This window comes from Streptosporangium sp. NPDC050855 (assembly GCF_044456585.1).
Taxonomy (GTDB): domain Bacteria; phylum Actinomycetota; class Actinomycetes; order Streptosporangiales; family Streptosporangiaceae; genus Streptosporangium; species Streptosporangium longisporum.
In genome coordinates this window covers 18,357-36,111 of sequence record NZ_JBITFY010000009.1, presented here as the reverse complement: position 1 = coordinate 36,111, position 17,755 = coordinate 18,357, and the positions used below count along the sequence as shown (strand labels likewise).

Genomic DNA, 17,755 nt, shown 5'->3' with positions numbered 1-17,755 from the left:
TCCTCTTCTACGGGACCGCTCGCACCGATCGCCGGTATGGTTCACGCCGAACCGGCGCGAACCATACCGGCCCGTGCGTCCGCGCTTCCATCGAGTACGCTCCCCCGCAATTCCGGCCGGGCCGGGCGAGGTCTCCCCGGGAAAGCCGGGTGAACACCGTCAATGGGCGGCCTCGTACTTTTCCACGATCGACGAGGCGATCCTGCCGCGCTCACTGACGTTCATCCCCTGCGTCTTCGCCCATTCACGAACCCTGGCGCTCTTCTCGCGGTCCATGGCGCGGCTGCCGGTCGTGCCTCCCTTGCGGCCGCGTCCCTGCCGTTCCTGGCGGATCGGACGGGCGGCGTTGATGAAGGGGGCCAGGACCTCACGCAGCCTGTCCGCGTTCTCGTCGCTCAGGTCGATCTCGTAGGCGGCCCCCTCGAGAGCGAAGGAAACGGTGCCCGAGGCCTCGCCGCCGTCGAGGTCGTCGACGAAAGTCTCCACGACCTTCTTAGCCATGTCATTCTCCAGATATGTTGTGGTGAGGCATGCCTCAGCGATTCACGGTGGTTCTTCAACCCGACGGGATCAGCGTGATGAGCTGCGGACTCCTCTCAGGTAAGAGGAGCTACCGGAAGCGGTGCGACCACCCCGTACCCCGATGCCGCGATCATAGTCGGGTCGTGCCGACGCCGGTCGCCTTCGTGTTTTCTTTTCGTGCCTCGTAACCCCGGCATCCCGAGGTCCGGGGGGAAAACATGCCTTTGCGTGTTCGCAATCCTCCTGCCCTCCCGATGAAGGACCGAACGTTTTCTCTCCCGGCGGGATCGGAGAGCGAGGATCGCCGCGGAGGCCCGGAGGAAGGGGAGAGGACGGCTGCGGCCACCGGAACGCGGCCCGGATGCCGTGTTCGGCGAAGAACGCCGGCGGAAAAAGGCCTCTGCATGCGAATGGGCCTGCACCCGGTCCACGACCCCTCGGGGAGGGATGTCGTGATGACCAAGGTCAGGCCCAGCGCGTACCACGGTGTGTGTCCGAGGGGGGACTTGAACCCCCATGCCCCGCAAAGGGCACTAGCACCTCAAGCTAGCGCGTCTGCCTATTCCGCCACCCGGACGTGGTGCCTGCACGAGGGACCGTCATCCCGCGTCGGCGGACTTAGGTTAGCAAACTCTTGAGCGCGCGTCATATCGGTAAGAGTCCAGGTCCGGCCCGGGGTGCCGCGGGAAGGGGAGCGACGGCAGGATGGGAGGTGACGCCGTACCGAACCCCGAGGAGCCCCACATGACCGCGATCAACGCCGAGGACGAGGTCGCCGGGCTGTGCCGTGACCTGATCAGGATCGACTCGACCAACGCGGGCGACAATGCGGGACCGGGCGAGCGGGCCGCCGCCGAGTACGTGGCCGAGAAGCTCGCCGAGGTGGGACTGGAGCCGCAGATCCTGGAGTCGGACGACCGCCGGGCCAACGTGGTCGCCCGCATCGCCGGCGAGGACTCCTCGCGGGACGCGCTGCTGCTCCACGGCCACCTGGACGTCGTCCCGTTCAATGCCGGCGACTGGACCCTGCACCCGCTCAGCGGTGAGATCGCCGACGGCTGCGTCTGGGGACGCGGCGCGGTCGACATGAAGGACATGGACGCCATGATCCTCGCGGTCGTGCGGCAGCGGCTCAGCGAGGGGCGCCGCCCGCCCCGGGACGTGGTGCTGGCGTTCACCGCCGACGAGGAGGCCGGCGGCACCTACGGGGCGCAGTGGCTGGCCGACAAGCACAGGGACCTGTTCGAGGGGTGCTCGGAGGCGATCGGCGAGGTCGGCGGGTTCAGCGTCACCATCGACGAGCGGCGCAGGCTCTACCTGATCGAGGCCGCGGAGAAGGGCATCGCCTGGATGCGGCTGACCGCCACCGGCCGGGCCGGTCACGGGTCCATGCTCAACGCCGAGAACGCCGTCACCGAGCTGGCCGAGGCGGTGGGGCGCATCGGGCGCCACGAGTGGCCGTTGCGGATGACGCGGACGGTCGAGGTGTTCCTGCGCGAGACCGCCGGGGCACTGGGGCTGGAGCTCGACCTGGACGACCCCGAGAAGACCGTCGCCGAGCTGGGGCCGCTGGCGCGGATGATCGGCGCCACCCTGCGCAACACCGCCAACCCGACGATGCTGGAGGCCGGGTACAAGGCCAACGTGATCCCGCAGACCGCCACCGCGCACGTGGACGGCCGCTTCCTGCCGGGGTACGAGGAGGAGTTCTTCGAGACCCTCGACGAGCTGCTCGGCCCCGATGTGACCAGGGAGTTCGTCTACCACGACATCGCGGTCGAGACCGGGTTCGAGGGGCCGCTGGTGCGCGCGATGGCCGACGCCCTCCTCGCCGAGGACCCGGGCGCGCTGGCCGTGCCGTACACGCTCTCCGGCGGTACGGACCTGAAGGCGTTCAGCCGCCTGGGCATGCGCGGGTTCGGGTTCGCGCCCCTGAGGCTCCCCGCGGACCTGGACTTCTCCGGGATGTTCCATGGGATCGACGAGAGGGTTCCGGTGGATTCGCTCCGGTTCGGGGTCAGGGTTCTTGACCGCTTCCTGGACGGTTGCTGAGGCGTTCGAGGGAAAACCGTTGCGTTGACGGCGCGTGCTGCTAACGTGACTCTCCGTTGAGGGAAGGCTCGTGTCGAAGCGGGCCCGTCCAGGAGTTCTCGGGAGGTCATGTGGCACGCGTGCCGCACGTGCAGTGGAGGGCGTTCTCGCCCGCTGCCCGACGCGCGCTCGTGACCCTTCCCGTCGACGACACGATCCCCGGCCGGGCTGACCGGATGGCGCGGTTCGCGGCCGGCACTCGGCGGGGCGTCGCGCGAGCCCTCGCCATCGGCGGTCTCCTGACCGCCGCATGGCTGTTCGCCGTCGTCTTCGGCCTCCTCGGCGCCGCTCCCGCGGTCGCGGACTCCACCGCGGCGGCGGAAGAGGCCCTCTCCCGGACCCCTCACACGGCCGCTTCCGGATCGGCCACGACGGCCGATGACTTCCCCACGGGCAGCGGCGGGCCGTCGGCGACGGACAACGCCGAGGCCATGGCGGGGCGAGGTGTGGACGGGCTGACCAGCCAGTCCACCCCGGAATCTCCGGCACCCGCCACCGTCGACCATGGCTCTGGCGCCAACGGATTCGTGCCCCAGAGCGGTGGTGGATCCGGCTACTTCGGGCCGGGTCCGGGGGATGTCGCGTGGTTCGCCTATGACCCGCGACTGACGACGCAGCGTGTACCGCCCGCGTTCGTGCTCCCCCCTGTCGTCCGCACAGCGGCGGACGACCCTTCTTTCTCTCCTGACTGACCTCGTCTCGCGGACCGGCCCGTCACTCCCCCCGGGGACGACCCGCCGGTCGCGGAGCCTGCCCTCGTCATCCCCGTCCCCGGGAGAACCGCTCCATCGGTGAGCGGCGAGCAGGCCGACGTGACAGCAATCCCCTTCCTCGTGACGGCCCGTCGAGGCTTCCGCTGTGCGGACCCGTCCGGCCCTCGCATGGCCTCGCACGCCCTCACGAGGGTCAGTTCCCCCCGAAATGCTAGGAGTCTCAATCATGCGTACGTGGGTTACCGGTACGGCCCCCGCGGCACTGCTCGCGCTGGGCGTCATGACCATGGGCGGTGGCACGGCCCTCGCCGACACCGACGGCGAGCGCTCGATCGGCGGCGGCAACCAGATCAAGGCGCCGATCACCCTGCCCATCGACATCAGCGGCAACGCCGTCGGCGTGCTCGGCGAGTCGGCCGCCTCCTCGCGGGGCGGCGCCTCGGCCGAGACCCCCGGCGGGGACGACCTCTCCGGCGAGACCTCCGGCCGGGGCAGCGTCCTGGGCGGCAACCAGATCACCGCTCCCATCACCGCCCCGGTCAACGCCTGCGGCAACGCCGTGTCGGTGTTCGGCCGCTCCGAGGCGGGCTGCCGTGGCGGCGCCTCGGTCCGCGGCCAGGGCGGCGGCCCCGGTGGCGGGGGCGGCGCGGGTGGCAACCGGACGAACGGCGACCACAGCATCGGCGGCGGCAACCAGGTGGTCGCGCCGATCACCGCCCGGGTCAACGCCTGCGGCAACTCTTTTGCGATCTTCGGCGGGGCCACCGCCGGCTGCCGGGGCGGCGCCGCCGTCAGCGGCCAGGGCGGCGGCGGGGCCGGTGGCAACCGGACGTCGGGCCGGGGCAGCGTCCTGGGCGGCAACCAGGTCGTGGCGCCGATCACCGCCCCGATCAACATCTGCGGGAACTCGGTCGCCGTCGTCGGCGAGGCGTTCTCCGGCTGCCGGGGCGGCGCCGAGGTCGTCGGCGAGCGGCCGGGCAGGCCCGGAGGTCCGGGTCGTCCGGGTGGACCGGGCCGTCCCGGGGAGCCCGACGGCCCGGGGCGGCCCGGGGGCCCCGGCACGCCGGACCGGCCCGGCAAGCCGGGGTACGGCGGTCACGGGGACCACGGCGGTCGTGGGGACCACGGTGGCCGCGGGAACCAGGACGGCCACTGGAACCAGGGCGGCCGCGGGGCCCACGGTGACCACCGTGACCACGGCAAGCGCGGCCCGCGTCCGGGCGGTCCCGGCGGGTACGAGCAGGGGCCCCGCCCCGGCGGTCCCGGCTGGGGTCCCGGCCGTCCCGGGAACGACACCGACGGCCGCTTCGGGGCCGGCAGCGGTAACCAGGTGGTGGCGCCGATCGTCTCCCCCGTCGAGGCCTGCGGAAACGCCGTCGGCAACGGCCGGGCCGGGTGCCCGGGTGGCGTGACCGCCGGAGCCGGTGGGTCCGGCGCGGGTGGCGCGGGCGGGAACACCACCTCGGGCCGGAACAGTGTCCTGGGCGGTAACCAGGTGGTCGCCCCGATCACGGCTCCGATCAACGTCTGCGGCAACGCCGTGGCCGTGCTCGGTGGCGCCTTCGCGGGCTGCCAGGGCGGTGCGTCCGTCGGCAGCGGCGGGCCGGGCGCAGGTGGCGCGGGCGGGAACACCACCTCGGGCCGGAACAGCGTGCTGGGCGGCAACCAGGTGGTCGCGCCGATCACGGCTCCGATCAACGCCTGTGGCAACGCCGTGGGCGTGCTCGGCCGGGCCGCGGCCGGATGCAGGGGCGGAGCCTCGGTCTCCGGGGGTGCGGGCGCAGGGGCCGGTGGGAACACGACCTCCGGCCGGGGCAGCGTGCTGGGCGGTAACCAGGTGGTCGCGCCGATCACCGCTCCGATCAACGTCTGCGGCAACGCCGTGGCCGTGCTCGGCGACGCCGCCGCGGGCTGCCTGGGCGGCTCCCGCGTGGGCGGTCACCCGGGCCACCCCGGTCACCCGGGTCACCCGGGTCACCCCGGTCACCCCGGCTACCCGGGCCACCCCGGCGGCCACGGTGGCAACGGCGGTCACGGTGGTAGCGGTGGCCACGGCGGCTGGGACGCCAAGCCCGCCAAGCACAGGACCAGCGGCCTGCTGCCCTCCCTTCCCGCCGTTCCGGCCCTGGACGGTGCGGCCCAGGCGGCCGGTGCCCAGGGTGCGGCGGACCGGTCCCAGGCCGCTCCGGCGGCCGTCCCCGCCGGGCTTCCCCTGATGCCCGTCACCCCCGCCGAGACCGAGAACGCCGGGAGCGCCGAGAGGTCCGAGGGCGCCGCGAGCGGTTCGCCGCTGGCCGCCACCCCGGTCGAGGGGCTGGTCTCCTCGTCCCCGGCCGGCGCGCTGCCCGTCCGTGACCTGGGCCTGATGAGCGCCGCCCAGCCCGTCGGCGTGACCGGGATGAACGTCGGTTCCCTGGTCACCCTGCTGGTCGGCGGCCTGGCCGCGGCGGCCGCGGCGGTCTTCGGTACCACCCGCCGCATCCGTTTCGGCCAGAAGTAAGAGATCACTACCTTGCTGGACTGTTTTCCTCAGAGCCACTGAGGGCGACGCACAGACGCCTCGACGGCGGTGAGACGAGACGCCGCGCCATCCCGGCGCGGTGTCCCCCCGCCCGGCGAGGCAGCGAAGCTTTGCCCGTTCCGGGGGCGCGGCCCGGGGCGGGCAAAGCCATGTCAGCGGTCACATCGTCCTGCTCACCCGTATGATCTTCCGGCGCAACCGGACGTCCCGACGGCCGTCGGGATACAGTCTCAGGCGGTCGAGTTCCCAGTCACCGTATTCTGCATGTTCGGTGAGTATGCGCCGGGCCATGTCCCGGGAGGTACCGCGCGGAAGGTGGAGAACCAAGTAGGAGTAGTCGAGCACAGCGATTAGTCTCCGAGGGTGAGCCGAGGGACGTCGACACTCATAGGGCTTTATTCTGCGTCCTTACGGCTTCCCTTGGGAGTGCCCCCGACCGAGATCGGGTAACCCGAGGGGAAGAAAACGGGGAACGAATGCGAACAGCGAGGTAGGAAGCAGCGTGCCAGCCAAGAACGGCAACGCCGGCGGAACCCGCCTGGTGATCGTCGAGTCGCCTTCCAAGGCGAAGACCATCGCCGGGTACCTCGGCCGCGGCTACATCGTGGAGTCCAGCATCGGGCATATTCGCGACCTCCCCGAGAAGGCCGACGACATCCCGGAGAAGTACAAGGGAGAGTCCTGGGCGCGCCTCGGCGTCAACGTGGATCATGAGTTCGAGCCGCTCTACGTCGTCAACCACGACAAGAAGGCTCAGGTCAACAAGCTCAAGCAGCTGCTCAAGGACGCCGACGAGCTTTATCTCGCCACCGACGAGGACCGCGAGGGCGAGGCGATCGCCTGGCACCTGCGCGAGGTCCTCAACCCCAAGGTCCCGGTCCACCGCATGGTGTTCCACGAGATCACGAAGAGGGCGATCCAGGACGCGGTGGCCAATCCCCGCACCCTGAACCTGCGGCTGGTCGACGCCCAGGAGACCCGGCGCATCCTCGACCGCCTCTACGGCTACGAGGTCAGCCCGGTCCTGTGGAAGAAGGTCAAGCCCAAGCTGTCCGCCGGGCGCGTGCAGTCGGTGGCGACCCGGCTGGTGGTGGAGCGCGAGCGCGAGCGCCTGGCGTTCACCAGCGCGAGCTACTGGGACCTGCAGGCCATGCTCGACACCGGCCGCGACGAGGTCCCGCACGAGTTCACCGCCATGCTCACCGGCGTGGACGGCAGGCGCGTCGCCCAGGGACGTGACTTCGCGAGCAACGGCACGCTCAAGAGCGCCGGCGTGCTCCACCTGGACGAGCAGGCCGCCACCGCCCTGGCCGGGCGGCTGGCCGGGGTGTCGTACAAGGTCAAATCGGTCGAGCGCAAGCCGTACACCCGCAAGCCGTACGCGCCGTTCAGGACGACCACGCTGCAGCAGGAGGCCAGCCGCAAGCTGGGCTTCTCCGCGAAGTCGACCATGCAGGTCGCCCAGCGCCTGTACGAGAACGGTTTCATCACCTACATGCGGACCGACAGCATCACGCTGTCGGAGACCGCCGTGGCCGCCGCCCGCAGCCAGGCGATCAAGCTCTACGGCTCGGCCTACGTGCCCGACAAGCCGCGCGTGTACGCCAGCAAGGTCAAGAACGCCCAGGAGGCGCACGAGGCGATCCGTCCCTCGGGCGAGGAGTTCCGCACGCCGGGCGAGACCGGGCTGAGCGGCGACATGTTCCGCCTGTACGAGCTCATCTGGCAGCGGACCGTGGCCTCCCAGATGAAGGACGCGGTGGGCGAGTCGGTCACCGTCAAGGCCGAGGGCACCTCCAGCGCGGGCGAGCGGGTCGAGTTCAGCGCCTCCGGGCGGACCATCACCTTCCACGGCTTCCTCAAGGCCTACGTCGAGGGTGCCGACGACCCCTCCACCGACCGGGACGACTCCGAGAAGCGCCTGCCCAACCTGGCCGAGAACGACCCGCTCACGGCCTCCGCGCTGAACGTGCTGTCGCACGCCACCAAGCCCCCGGCGCGCTACACCGAGGCGTCGCTGATCAAGGAGCTGGAGGACCGGGAGATCGGCCGGCCGTCGACGTACGCGTCGATCATCGGCACCATCCTGGACCGCGGGTACGTGTTCAAGAAGGGCACGGCCCTGGTGCCGTCCTTCCTGGCGTTCGCGGTGGTCAACCTGCTGGAGCAGCACTTCGGCAACCTCGTCGACTACGACTTCACCGCCGACATGGAGAAGGTCCTCGACGACATCGCCAACGACCGGGCCGAGCGGGTTCCCGAGCTGCGCCGGTTCTACTTCGGCGAGGACGGCGACGAGGGCCTCAAGGAGATGGTCACCGACCTCGGCGAGATCGACGCCAAGGAGATCAGCTCCTTCCCCATCCGGGGCACCGACATCATGATCCGGGTGGGCCGCTACGGCCCGTACCTGGACCGCGACGGCGCCCGGGTGAACGTGCCGGAGGACCTGGCCCCCGACGAGCTCACCGCGGAGATGGCCGAGGAGCTGTTCTCCCGGCCGACGGGCGACCGCGAGCTGGGCAAGGACCCGGTGACCGGCCACCTGATCGTGGCCAAGGACGGCCGCTACGGCCCGTACGTGACCGAGATCCTGCCCGAGGAGCCGCCACCGGCCGAGGGCGCGGGCACCAAGAAGCGGACCAAGAAGGCCGACGCCCCCAAGCCGCGTACCGGATCGCTGCTCAAGTCGATGTCCCTGGACACCGTCACCCTGGACGACGCCCTGAAGCTGCTGTCGCTCCCCCGGGTGCTCGGGGAGATCGACGGCCAGGAGGTCACCGCCCAGAACGGCAGGTTCGGGCCGTACGTCAAGAAGGGCACGGACTCGCGCTCGCTGGCCTCCGAGGAGGAGATGTTCACGGTCACCCTGGAGCGGGCCAAGGAGCTGTTCGCCCAGCCCAAGGCGAGGGGCAGGCAGGCCGCGGCCGCGCCGCCGCTGCGCGAGCTGGGCGAGGACCCCGTCTCCAAGAAGCCGATCGTGGTGAAGGAGGGGCGGTTCGGGCCGTACGTCACCGACGGGGAGACCAACGCCTCCCTGCGCAAGGGCGACGAGGTCGAGCAGATCACCACCGAACGTGCCGCCGAGCTCCTCGCCGACCGCCGTGCCCGCGGCCCGGCGCCCAAGCGGCCCCGCGCCACCAAGGCCAAGGCGAAGGCCTGACGGCCTGACGGCCTGAGGCCGCTCGGTGGGACCGGGCCCCGGCTCCGGGGCCCGCGGCGGGCGGGGAACGCATTCACGTTCCCGGACGTTCTTCGGAACGCGCCGGAGACCGCCGGCGGGTGCCGGGCAGAGGGCGAGTGACGATCGTGGGCTTCGTGTCGCTGGTCATCTGCGCGATCACGGTGGTCCACTACTACCTGTGGCGGCGCCTGGTCCGCTCGACCACGCGGCCCGGACGGGCCCGCCGGGTGCTGACCCGCATCCTGGTGGGGCTGGCCGTGCTCGCCCCGGTGACGCTGGTCGCCTCGCGCAGCGAGTGGGGGCACTTCCTGGCGTGGCCGGGGTTCTTCTGGATCGCGTTGATGTTCTACCTGTTCGTGTTCCTGGTGGTCCTGGAGATCCCCAGGGCCGTGGCCCTGCTGACCGTGCGCGGGCTGGAGCACCGGACGAGGCGTTCGCCCGAGCACCCGGAGACCGCGACCCCCACCGGGAGCGGGTCCGGTACCGGGAGCGGGTCCCGGAGCGGGAGCACGACCCGCACCGAGAGCGAGACCCGGACCGAGACACAGACCGAGACACAGACCGAGACACAGACCGAGACCCGGAACGGGACGCGGGCCGGGAACGGTTCCCGCACCGAGAGCGCGACCCGTACCGAGACCCGTACCGAGGCACGGGCCGAGACCAGGGCCGAGATCCCGGCCGGGAGCGGGAACGGGTCCCCGGACGGAAGCGGGACCGAGGTCGGCGGGGTGATCGTCGTCCCCGGCGAGGGGGACACGCCCCCCGCCGCGGACGCCCCCACGGAGACCGGGATCACCAGAAGGCTGTTCATCGCCCGTACGGCGGCGGTGGCCGCCGGCGCGGGCGCGCTGGGCGCGGTCGGGTACGGGGTCCGGACGGCCCTGGGCGACCCGGTGATCGAGCGGGTCGGGGTCGCGCTGCCCAGGCTGGACCCGCGCCTGAACGGCCTGCGGTTCGCGGTGGTCAGCGACATCCACCTGGGCCCGCTCACCGGCGTCGCGCACACCCGGCGGATCGTCCGCATGATCAACGAGTTGGAGGCGGACGTGGTCGCGGTCGTCGGCGACCTGGTCGACGGCACGGTGGCCGAGCTCGGCCCGCTGGCCAGGCCGCTGAGGGACCTCGAATCCCGCTACGGCGCCTACTTCGTCACCGGCAACCACGAGTACTACACGGCGAACGGCCCGGCCGAGTGGGTCGAGGAGCTGCGCGGGCTCGGCGTCCGCCCGCTCGGCAACGAGCGCGTCGAGATCGCCCACGGGGGAGCCGTGCTCGACCTCGCCGGGGTCAACGACATCGGCGGTACGGCCTCGGGGGACGGCCCGGACTTCGAACGGGCCCTGGGCGGGCGCGACCGTTCCCGGACCACCGTCCTGCTCGCCCACCAGCCGATCCAGGCCGTCCAGGCGTCCGGGTACGGCGTGGACCTCCAGCTGTCCGGTCACACGCACGGCGGACAGATGGTCCCCTTCAACTTGATCATCCCGTTCCAGCAGCCGGTCGTCTCCGGCCTCGGCGAGGTGGGCGGCACCCGGGTCTACGTGACGCGGGGCGCGGGCTTCTGGGGTCCGCCGGTCCGGGTGGGGGCCCCGCCCGAGATAACCCTTCTGGAGGTCCGGAACGAGAAACTCTAGAAACACCGGCACCCGGCGCTTCTTTTCGCCTGCGCCGCCTGCGACGCGCACGGTGGACGTATTACCCTCATCCAACGGACGGCCGCGCGTTTCCGCCTGAGACCTGTCCTCCCCCGCCCGGCGAGCACCTGGATACGCTGACACCATGACCATCCCCGGCCGGAGCACCGCCCGCCGCAAGCCCCCCCACGTGCTGGCCAACGCCCCGTTCCGCAAGCTGTGGACGGCGATGTCGGTGTGCAGCCTGGGGGACTGGCTCAACCTGCTGGCGCTGACCGCCCTGGCCGGCAACCTCACGGCGGGATCGAGCTACCAGACCCAGAGCATGGCCATCGGGGGCGTCTTCGTGGCGAAGATGCTCCCGGCCGTCGTGCTGGGCCCGCTCGCGGGGGCCTTCGCCGACCGGTTCGACCGGCGGCTGACGATGTTCTTCTGCGACCTGCTGCGTTTCGCGCTGGTGCTGTCCATCCCGCTGGTGGGCAGGTACGAGTGGATCATCGTCGCCACCTTCCTGGTGGAGTGCGTGAACCTCTTCTGGGTCCCCGCCAAGGACGCCACGGTGCCGAACCTGGTGCCCAGGGAGCGACTGGAGGAGGCCAACCAGCTCAACCTGCTGGTCACCTACGGCACGGCCCCGGTCGCCGCGCTGCTGTTCGCGATGCTCTCGCTCGCCGACGACGTGCTGGGCCGGGTGGTGCCCTTCCTGGCCCAGCGGGAGACGTATCTCGCGCTGTTCGTCAACGCGCTCGCGTACCTGATCTCGGCCGTCATCATCTTCTCGCTCAAGGACATCCCGAGGACCGTCGTGCCGGGCGCGGCCGGGACCCCGTCGGTGCTGCGGCAGATCGTCGAGGGCTGGCGGTTCGTCGGCGGCAACCGGCTGATCCGCGGCCTGATCATCGGCATGCTGGGCGCCTTCGCGGGCGGCGGCGCCGTGGTCGGGGTGGCCAAGCTCTACGTGGGCGAGCTGGGTGGTGGCGACGCGGCGTACGGCGTGGTCTTCGGGTCGGTCTTCGTCGGCATGGCGTCCGGCATGTTCTTCGGGCTCCGGCTGCTGAGGGAGCTGTCGCGGCGAAGGCTGTTCGGCCTGTCGATCATCGTGGCCGGGCTGCTCCTGGTGGCGATCGCGCTCGTGCACAACCTGGTGATCGTGGTCCTGCTGACCGTGCTGCTCGGCGCGTGCGCGGGGATCGCCTGGATCATCGGCTACACCATGATCGGGCTGGAGGTGGACGACAACCTGCGCGGCCGGACGTTCTCCTTCCTGCAGTCGCTGGCGCGGGTGACCCTGCTGTTGGTGGTGGCGGTCGCGCCGACCCTGGCGGGCCTGTTCGGCAAGCGCGAGATCCTCGTCGGCTCCGACCCGGTCTACACCTTCGACGGCTCCAACCTGGTGCTGCTGGTCGGCGGCCTGCTCGCCGCGGCCGTCGGGATCGTCGCGCTGCGGCAGATGGACGACCGCAGGGGCGTCTCGCTCGTCGCGGACCTGATCGCCGCGGTGCGCGGCAGGGGGTACGCCCCCGAGACGGCCGAGCAGGCGCACGGCATGTTCATCGCGTTCGAGGGCGGTGAGGGGTCGGGCAAGACCACCCAGTCCAGGCTGCTGGCGATCTGGCTGCGGGACCAGGGCTTCGACGTCGTGCAGACCCGCGAGCCCGGCTCGACCAAGGTGGGCATGCGGCTGCGCGCGATCCTGCTCGACGCCGTGCACCAGGGCCTGTCGGCCAGGTCGGAGGCGCTGATGTACGCGGCCGACCGGGCCGAGCACGTGGAGAAGATCATCCTCCCGGCCCTGCACCGCGGCTCGATGGTGGTCTGCGACCGGTACGTCGACTCGTCGCTGGCCTACCAGGGCGCCGGCCGGGAGCTGGAGCCCGAGGACGTCGTGATGATCAACCGCTGGGCGACCGGCGGGCTCGTCCCCGACCTCACCGTGCTCATCGACGTCCCGCCGTCGGTGGGGCTGACCCGGCTGGGCGGTGCCGCCGACCGCATCGAGTCCGAGCCGCTGGAGTTCCACGAGCGCGTACGCCGCGAGTTCCGGTCGCTGGCCGCCGCCGAGCCCGACCGCTACCTGGTGGTCGACGGGACCCTGCCGCAGAACCAGGTCTCAATGATGATTCACGACCGGGTCCGCGAGATCCTGCCCGACCCGGTGCCGCGGGAGACCGAGGACGTCACCGGCACCATGCCCGCGATCCGCGACTGACGGCCGTCACCGGTCACCGGTCGGCGTCCGTCACCGGTCGGCGTCCGTCGGCCGAGGGGCGTCGCCGGCCGCCGGCCGTCACGCGCGACGCCGGGCCCGCGGGCCGGCACCGGCGGTAGGTTGGTGGGCGTGGGAGTCTTCGATGATCTTGTGGGGCAGGAGCGGGCTGCGGCGACGCTGAGCCGGGCCGCGGCGGCCGGGGCCGACCTGCTGGCCGGTGGGCGCGGCGCCGGCATGACCCACGCGTGGCTCTTCACCGGCCCGCCCGGATCCGGCCGGGAGGAGGCCGCGCGGGCGTTCGCCGCGGCGCTGTTCTGCCCCGACCAGGGGTGCGGCCACTGCGACATGTGCCATCAGGTGGCCGTCGGCTCCCACCCGGACCTGGAGATCGTCCGCCCGCAGGGCCTGTCGTACGGCATCAAGGACACCCGCCGGCTCATCCTGCGCGCGGCCGGGGCGCCCACGCTGGGCCGCTGGCGCGTGGTGCTCTTCGAGGACGCCGACCGGGCGACCGAGGGGGCCTCCAACGCGCTGCTCAAGGCCATCGAGGAGCCGCCGCCGAAGACGGTGTGGCTGCTCTGCGCGCCCTCCCCGGACGACATGATGATCACCATCAGGTCGCGGTGCCGGCTCGTCACGCTGGTCACCCCGCCCACCGCCGCGGTCGCCCACGTGCTGGCCACGCGCGAGAACGTGCCCGTGCCGATGGCGGAGTTCGCCGCCAGGGCCGCCCAGGGGCACCTCGACCGCGCCCGCCGCCTCGCCCTGGACGAGCCCGCGCGGGAACGCCGCGAGGCGGTGCTCTCGATCCCCCGGTCGCTCACGGGGGTCGGGGAGTGCGTGACGGCCGCCGAGCGGCTGGTGAAGACCGCCGAGGACGAGGCCGCGGCGGTCACCTCGACGCTGAACGAGTCGGAGATCACCGAGCTGCGCCAGGCCTACGGTGAGGGCTCCACCGGCAAGGGGCTCAACAGGGGCCTGATCCGCGGCGGAGCCGGCGCGCTCAAGGACCTGGAGGACCGGCAGAAGTCCCGGGCGACCCGGACCAAGCGCGACGTCATCGACGCGGCCCTGCTCGACCTGGTGGCGTTCTACCGGGACGTGCTGGCGGTGCAGTTCGGCGCCGGGGTGGAGCTGGCGAGCGAGGACCGGCGCGCCGACCTGGAGGACCTGGCCCGCGCCTCCACGCCGGAGGAGACCCTGCTCAGGATCGACGCGATCATGCGCTGCCGCAGGCGGCTGGCGGCCAACGTCAGCCCGCAGATGGCGGTCGAGTCGATGACCATCTCGCTGCACCGGCCCCGGCTCTGACCCGTACCCCGCCCTGATCCGCGGGGCGGGTTCGCTTCTCTTCGGAGGCCGTTCCGCGACCGGGCGACTCCCGTGTTCTGTGCCTCCCGGCGCTGCCGGCGTTCCTGAGCGTTCCCCGGTGCTCCACGGCGCCTCCGTGGTTTCTCCCGGACGTCCTCGGCGCCCCGCCGCGACCCGCGGCGCCGCGGTGTTGCCCGGCGGGCCCGGCCGTCCTCGGCGTGCGCGGTGTTCCGCGGTCCCGAGGGGTCTTTCCGGTGCTCTCGGGACGGTCCGGGATCCGTTCTCCGGCGCGCCCGGCCCCTGCCCGTACGGCCCCGGCGGGGCCGGGGTTCGGGATGTCCGGCAGAGGAATTTTCCGGCGTACCGAAGCCCGGCATACGCGGGCTCGTGGGGCGCGATATCGGCCGGTAAGGGGCGCGGGCCTGCGGCCGAGTGGTCACTATCCGCATTTTTCCGATTAGATGGAACCATTCTCCGCCAAGTCGACTCAAAGTGGAGATGTGAGTCGTTAAGATTCACGGACGAAAATTAGCGTTTTTGTTATAAAACAGTGCAACAGTGCCCTTCTTCATGGGGATGAGCAGCGAAGACCGGGGGACTCTTGGTGAGCATCGAGGCACGCCACGGGATGATCTCGCCCACGGGCGGGCGGGCCGTGACGAGCCGCGTGGAGAACGACGACACGCTGAGAATCGAGTGGCCCGAGCCGGTCGACGCGGAGATCGTCCTCAGGCACGTGGAGACCGGCCAGGAATGCCCGGCGGCGGATCTGAGGGTCCTGCCCGCCGGGGACTGGATGGCCTTCAACCGCGGGGAGCCTGTCCTCACCGACGATCCGGGGTTCTGCCTCGACGGGCTCTGGTCCTACGCCGAGACCCGCCGCAGCCGGGAGATCAGGGCCTTCCGCACCCCCGCCGGCCTGCTCGGCCTGCGGGTGCGCGAGGTCGAGCCGTACGTCGAGGTGATCCGCGTGACCGCGGACGACGGCGTGATCCAGGCCGAGGGCGCCGTCGCGTACGGCGACCCGATCCGGGGGGAGGCCAGGCTGGTGGCCGTGGCGCGGAAGGGACCGGGACCGGTGAGCGGTCCGGCGAGCTTCCAGGGCCGGTGGTTCGAGGGGGCGCTGGAGATCGAACCCATGACCGTGAACCAGGTACGGCCCCGGGTCTTCTGGGACCTGTACGCGGAGATCGCCGGGACCCGGCTCCCGCTGGCGACCCGCCTCGACGACATCGTCGACAAGAAGACCAAGGTCCGTTTCCCCGCCCAGCGGGTGGCGCAGATCCGCGTCCGGCCGTACTACACCGAGACCGACAGCCTCGCCGTCGCGGTCAGCGTCGAGGAGGCGACCTCGTGAAGATCTCCTTTCTCATCCTGAACGCCTACGGCATGGGCGGCACCATCCGCGCGACCTTCGACCTGGCCGGCGCGATGTCGGAACGGCACGATGTCGAGATCATCAGCGTCTTCCAGCACGCCGACCGGCCCTTCCTGCCGCTGGCCCCCCGGGTGAGGCTGCGCTCGCTGGTGGACCTGCGCGAGGGCGCCAAGGTCCGCTGGCCGTTCGCGAGGAAGGCCGCGCGCCTGAGCGCGCAGGAGAGCACGCTGATCCACCCCGAGGAGCGCGCCTACGCCTCCTTCAACGCCTGGAGCGACACGGTCCTGGTCCGCGAGCTCCGCAGGCTCCGCAGCGACGTGCTGATCACCACCCGCGCCGGGCTGAACCTGATGGCCGCGAGGTTCGCCCACAAGAGGGTCGTCACCATCGCCCAGGAGCACCTGCACTTCGAGGCGCACCAGCCCGGGATCTTCGAGGAGATCCGGACGTGGTACCCGAAGCTGGACGCGGTCGTCACCCTGACCGAGGCCGACGAGCACGACTACCGGAACATGCTCGACGGGGCGCCCACCCGGGTCTTCACCATCGGCAACGGGCTGCCGGGCGGGCCGCGGCCGCGCTCCCGGCAGGAGAACCGGATCGTGCTGGCGGCGGGCAGGCTGGTGCCGGTCAAGGGGTACGACCGGCTGCTGAAGGCGTTCGTCCGGGTGGCCGAGGAGCGTCCCGACTGGAAGCTGCGGATCTACGGTGAGGGCCGGGTCGGCGAGAAGCTGGTGAGGCTGTCGGTCAAGCTCCGCCTGCACAACAACGTCACGTTCATGGGCTCCACCGGCGACATCCAGGGCGAGCTCGCCAAGGCGTCCATCCACGCGGTCAGCTCCCGCTTCGAGGGGTTCGGCATGACCATCATCGAGGCCTTCGCCTCCGGGGTGCCCGTGATCAGCTTCGACTGCCCCCGCGGTCCTCGGGAGATCATCACCTCGGGCGTCAACGGGCTGCTGGTCCCGGCCGACGACGTGGACGCCCTGGCGGAGGGGCTGATCCGGATGATCGACGACGAGGAGGGCCGTCGCCGGATGGCGGAGAGCGCCCTGCTGGCGGCCAGGAACTACGACATCTCCATGATCGCCGAGCGCTGGGAGAAGTCCTTCGCCGAACTCGGCCGCTGAGCACGGCGGCTGGGCCCTTCCCGTACGGGCCCAGCGCTCCGCCGGATGTGGAGCGTAGGGTGAACGGGAGCCGTCCCCCCAGCTTTGGAGCCTCATGAGCATGATCATGGCGGTGAGCTTCACCCGCTACGGCAGGCTGTACTACCTCGATCCCGGCGAGCACAGCCCGAAGGTCGGGGACAAGGTACTGGTTCCCACCGATTCCGGGCCCGAGGTGGCCGAGTGCGTCTGGGCGCCCCAGTGGACGAGCGAGGACGTCGAGGGGCTGCCGGTGTGCGCGGGCATCGCGGGCGAGGAGCACCTGACCCGCGACGAGACCAACAAGCGGCGGCGCGCAGAGGCGCGCAGCGTCTCCAAACGCCTGATCAAGAGGCACGCCCTGCCCATGAAGGTGGTCGGCGTCGACTACGTGGACGACGACAACGTCTACACGGTCTACTTCTCCGCCCCCCACCGGGTGGACTTCCGCGCACTGGTCCGTGATCTGGCCCGCAACCTGCGCGCCAGGGTGGAGCTGCGCCAGATCGGCCCCCGCGACGAGGCCCGCCTCCAGGGCGGCATCGGCCCCTGCGGGCGCGACCTGTGCTGCGCCACCTTCCTCAAGGACTTCGAGCCGGTCTCCGTCCGGATGGCCAAGGATCAGGACCTGCCGGTCAACCCGCTGCGCATCGCCGGGGCGTGCGGCCGGCTGATGTGCTGCCTGAAGTACGAGCACCCCCTCTACCTCGACGCGCACAGCAGGATGCCCCGCATCGGCCTCAAGGTCGACACCCCGGAGGGCGCGGGTACGGTCGTGGCCCGCAACGTGCCCTCCGACTCCGTCGTCGTCCGCCTGGAGGAGAGCGGCCGGCGCTGCGCGTGCCCGTCGGCGTCGGTGTGCTCCCCGCGCAAGCAGCACGACGCGGCGTACGGCGGCGCGGTGAAGGTGGCCGAAAGCGGGCCCGAGGGCTGATCCGCCCGGCGCCGGACGTCGCCGTCGGGGACAATGGACCGTACGCGCGTCCCGGGGGACGGGACGCGCCAGTCCCGGCGTCGCACGGCGGACCTCTCACGCCGGAT

At 71.5% G+C, this 17,755-nt stretch carries 12 protein-coding genes and 1 tRNA gene; 10 read left to right on the top strand and 3 right to left on the bottom strand.

Features of this window, described 5'->3' with window-relative positions; genetic code table 11:
- Positions 1-159 precede the first annotated feature (159 nt).
- Entirely contained in the window at positions 160-501 is a 342-nt protein-coding gene (locus ACIBCT_RS18865; RefSeq protein WP_399190107.1) for an Lsr2 family protein, read from the bottom strand.
- 512 nt (positions 502-1,013) lie between these two features.
- Positions 1,014-1,099: transfer RNA gene (locus tag ACIBCT_RS18860), tRNA-Leu, on the bottom strand.
- Positions 1,100-1,266: 167 nt separating this feature from the next.
- Between ACIBCT_RS18860 and ACIBCT_RS18855 the strand changes: the two genes are divergently transcribed.
- The 3 genes from ACIBCT_RS18855 (at position 1,267) to ACIBCT_RS18845 (ending at position 5,826) form a co-directional block, all read left to right on the top strand.
- A complete protein-coding gene (locus ACIBCT_RS18855) occupies positions 1,267-2,574 on the top strand; it encodes a M20/M25/M40 family metallo-hydrolase (RefSeq protein ID WP_399190105.1) in 1,308 nt (435 codons plus the stop codon).
- A 110-nt stretch (positions 2,575-2,684) separates the two neighbouring features.
- Positions 2,685-3,305: a hypothetical protein gene (locus ACIBCT_RS18850; protein ID WP_399190103.1), complete on the top strand. Its 621-nt coding sequence runs from the start codon at positions 2,685-2,687 to the stop codon at positions 3,303-3,305.
- A 247-nt stretch (positions 3,306-3,552) separates the two neighbouring features.
- Positions 3,553-5,826, top strand: coding sequence for a chaplin family protein (locus ACIBCT_RS18845; RefSeq protein ID WP_399190101.1), 2,274 nt, complete (start codon positions 3,553-3,555; stop codon positions 5,824-5,826).
- Positions 5,827-6,006: 180 nt separating this feature from the next.
- Here the strand turns inward: ACIBCT_RS18845 and ACIBCT_RS18840 are convergent, their stop codons facing one another.
- Positions 6,007-6,192 carry a DUF5703 family protein gene (locus ACIBCT_RS18840; protein WP_344892769.1) on the bottom strand — a complete coding sequence of 62 codons (186 nt, stop codon included), beginning with the start codon at positions 6,190-6,192 and terminating at the stop codon, positions 6,007-6,009.
- A 157-nt stretch (positions 6,193-6,349) separates the two neighbouring features.
- Here ACIBCT_RS18840 and topA point away from each other — a divergent pair, with 157 nt between their 5' ends.
- The 7 genes from topA (at position 6,350) to ACIBCT_RS18805 (ending at position 17,648) form a co-directional block, all read left to right on the top strand.
- Positions 6,350-9,010: a type I DNA topoisomerase gene (gene topA / locus ACIBCT_RS18835; RefSeq protein ID WP_399190099.1), complete on the top strand. Its 2,661-nt coding sequence runs from the start codon at positions 6,350-6,352 to the stop codon at positions 9,008-9,010.
- Positions 9,011-9,147: 137 nt separating this feature from the next.
- Positions 9,148-10,668 carry a metallophosphoesterase gene (locus ACIBCT_RS18830; protein WP_399190097.1) on the top strand — a complete coding sequence of 507 codons (1,521 nt, stop codon included), beginning with the start codon at positions 9,148-9,150 and terminating at the stop codon, positions 10,666-10,668.
- Between the two features lie 145 nt (positions 10,669-10,813).
- Positions 10,814-12,877 (top strand): dTMP kinase, encoded by a 2,064-nt coding sequence (tmk, locus tag ACIBCT_RS18825; RefSeq protein ID WP_399190095.1) that lies wholly within the window; start codon positions 10,814-10,816, stop codon positions 12,875-12,877.
- A gap of 129 nt (positions 12,878-13,006) precedes the next feature.
- Positions 13,007-14,188 carry a DNA polymerase III subunit delta' gene (locus tag ACIBCT_RS18820; RefSeq protein ID WP_399190093.1) on the top strand — a complete coding sequence of 394 codons (1,182 nt, stop codon included), beginning with the start codon at positions 13,007-13,009 and terminating at the stop codon, positions 14,186-14,188.
- Positions 14,189-14,792: 604 nt separating this feature from the next.
- The gene (locus tag ACIBCT_RS18815) at positions 14,793-15,545 is read left to right on the top strand and encodes a hypothetical protein (RefSeq protein ID WP_399190091.1); all 753 of its coding nucleotides are present in this window, start codon (positions 14,793-14,795) and stop codon (positions 15,543-15,545) included.
- Complete coding sequence (locus ACIBCT_RS18810; RefSeq protein WP_399190089.1) at positions 15,542-16,696, top strand: glycosyltransferase family 4 protein; 1,155 nt, start codon at positions 15,542-15,544, stop codon at positions 16,694-16,696. The genes ACIBCT_RS18815 and ACIBCT_RS18810 overlap by 4 nt, the downstream gene beginning before the upstream one ends.
- Before the next feature lie 94 nt (positions 16,697-16,790).
- A complete protein-coding gene (locus ACIBCT_RS18805; RefSeq protein WP_399190087.1) occupies positions 16,791-17,648 on the top strand; it encodes a stage 0 sporulation family protein in 858 nt (285 codons plus the stop codon).
- Positions 17,649-17,755: the final 107 nt, after the last annotated feature.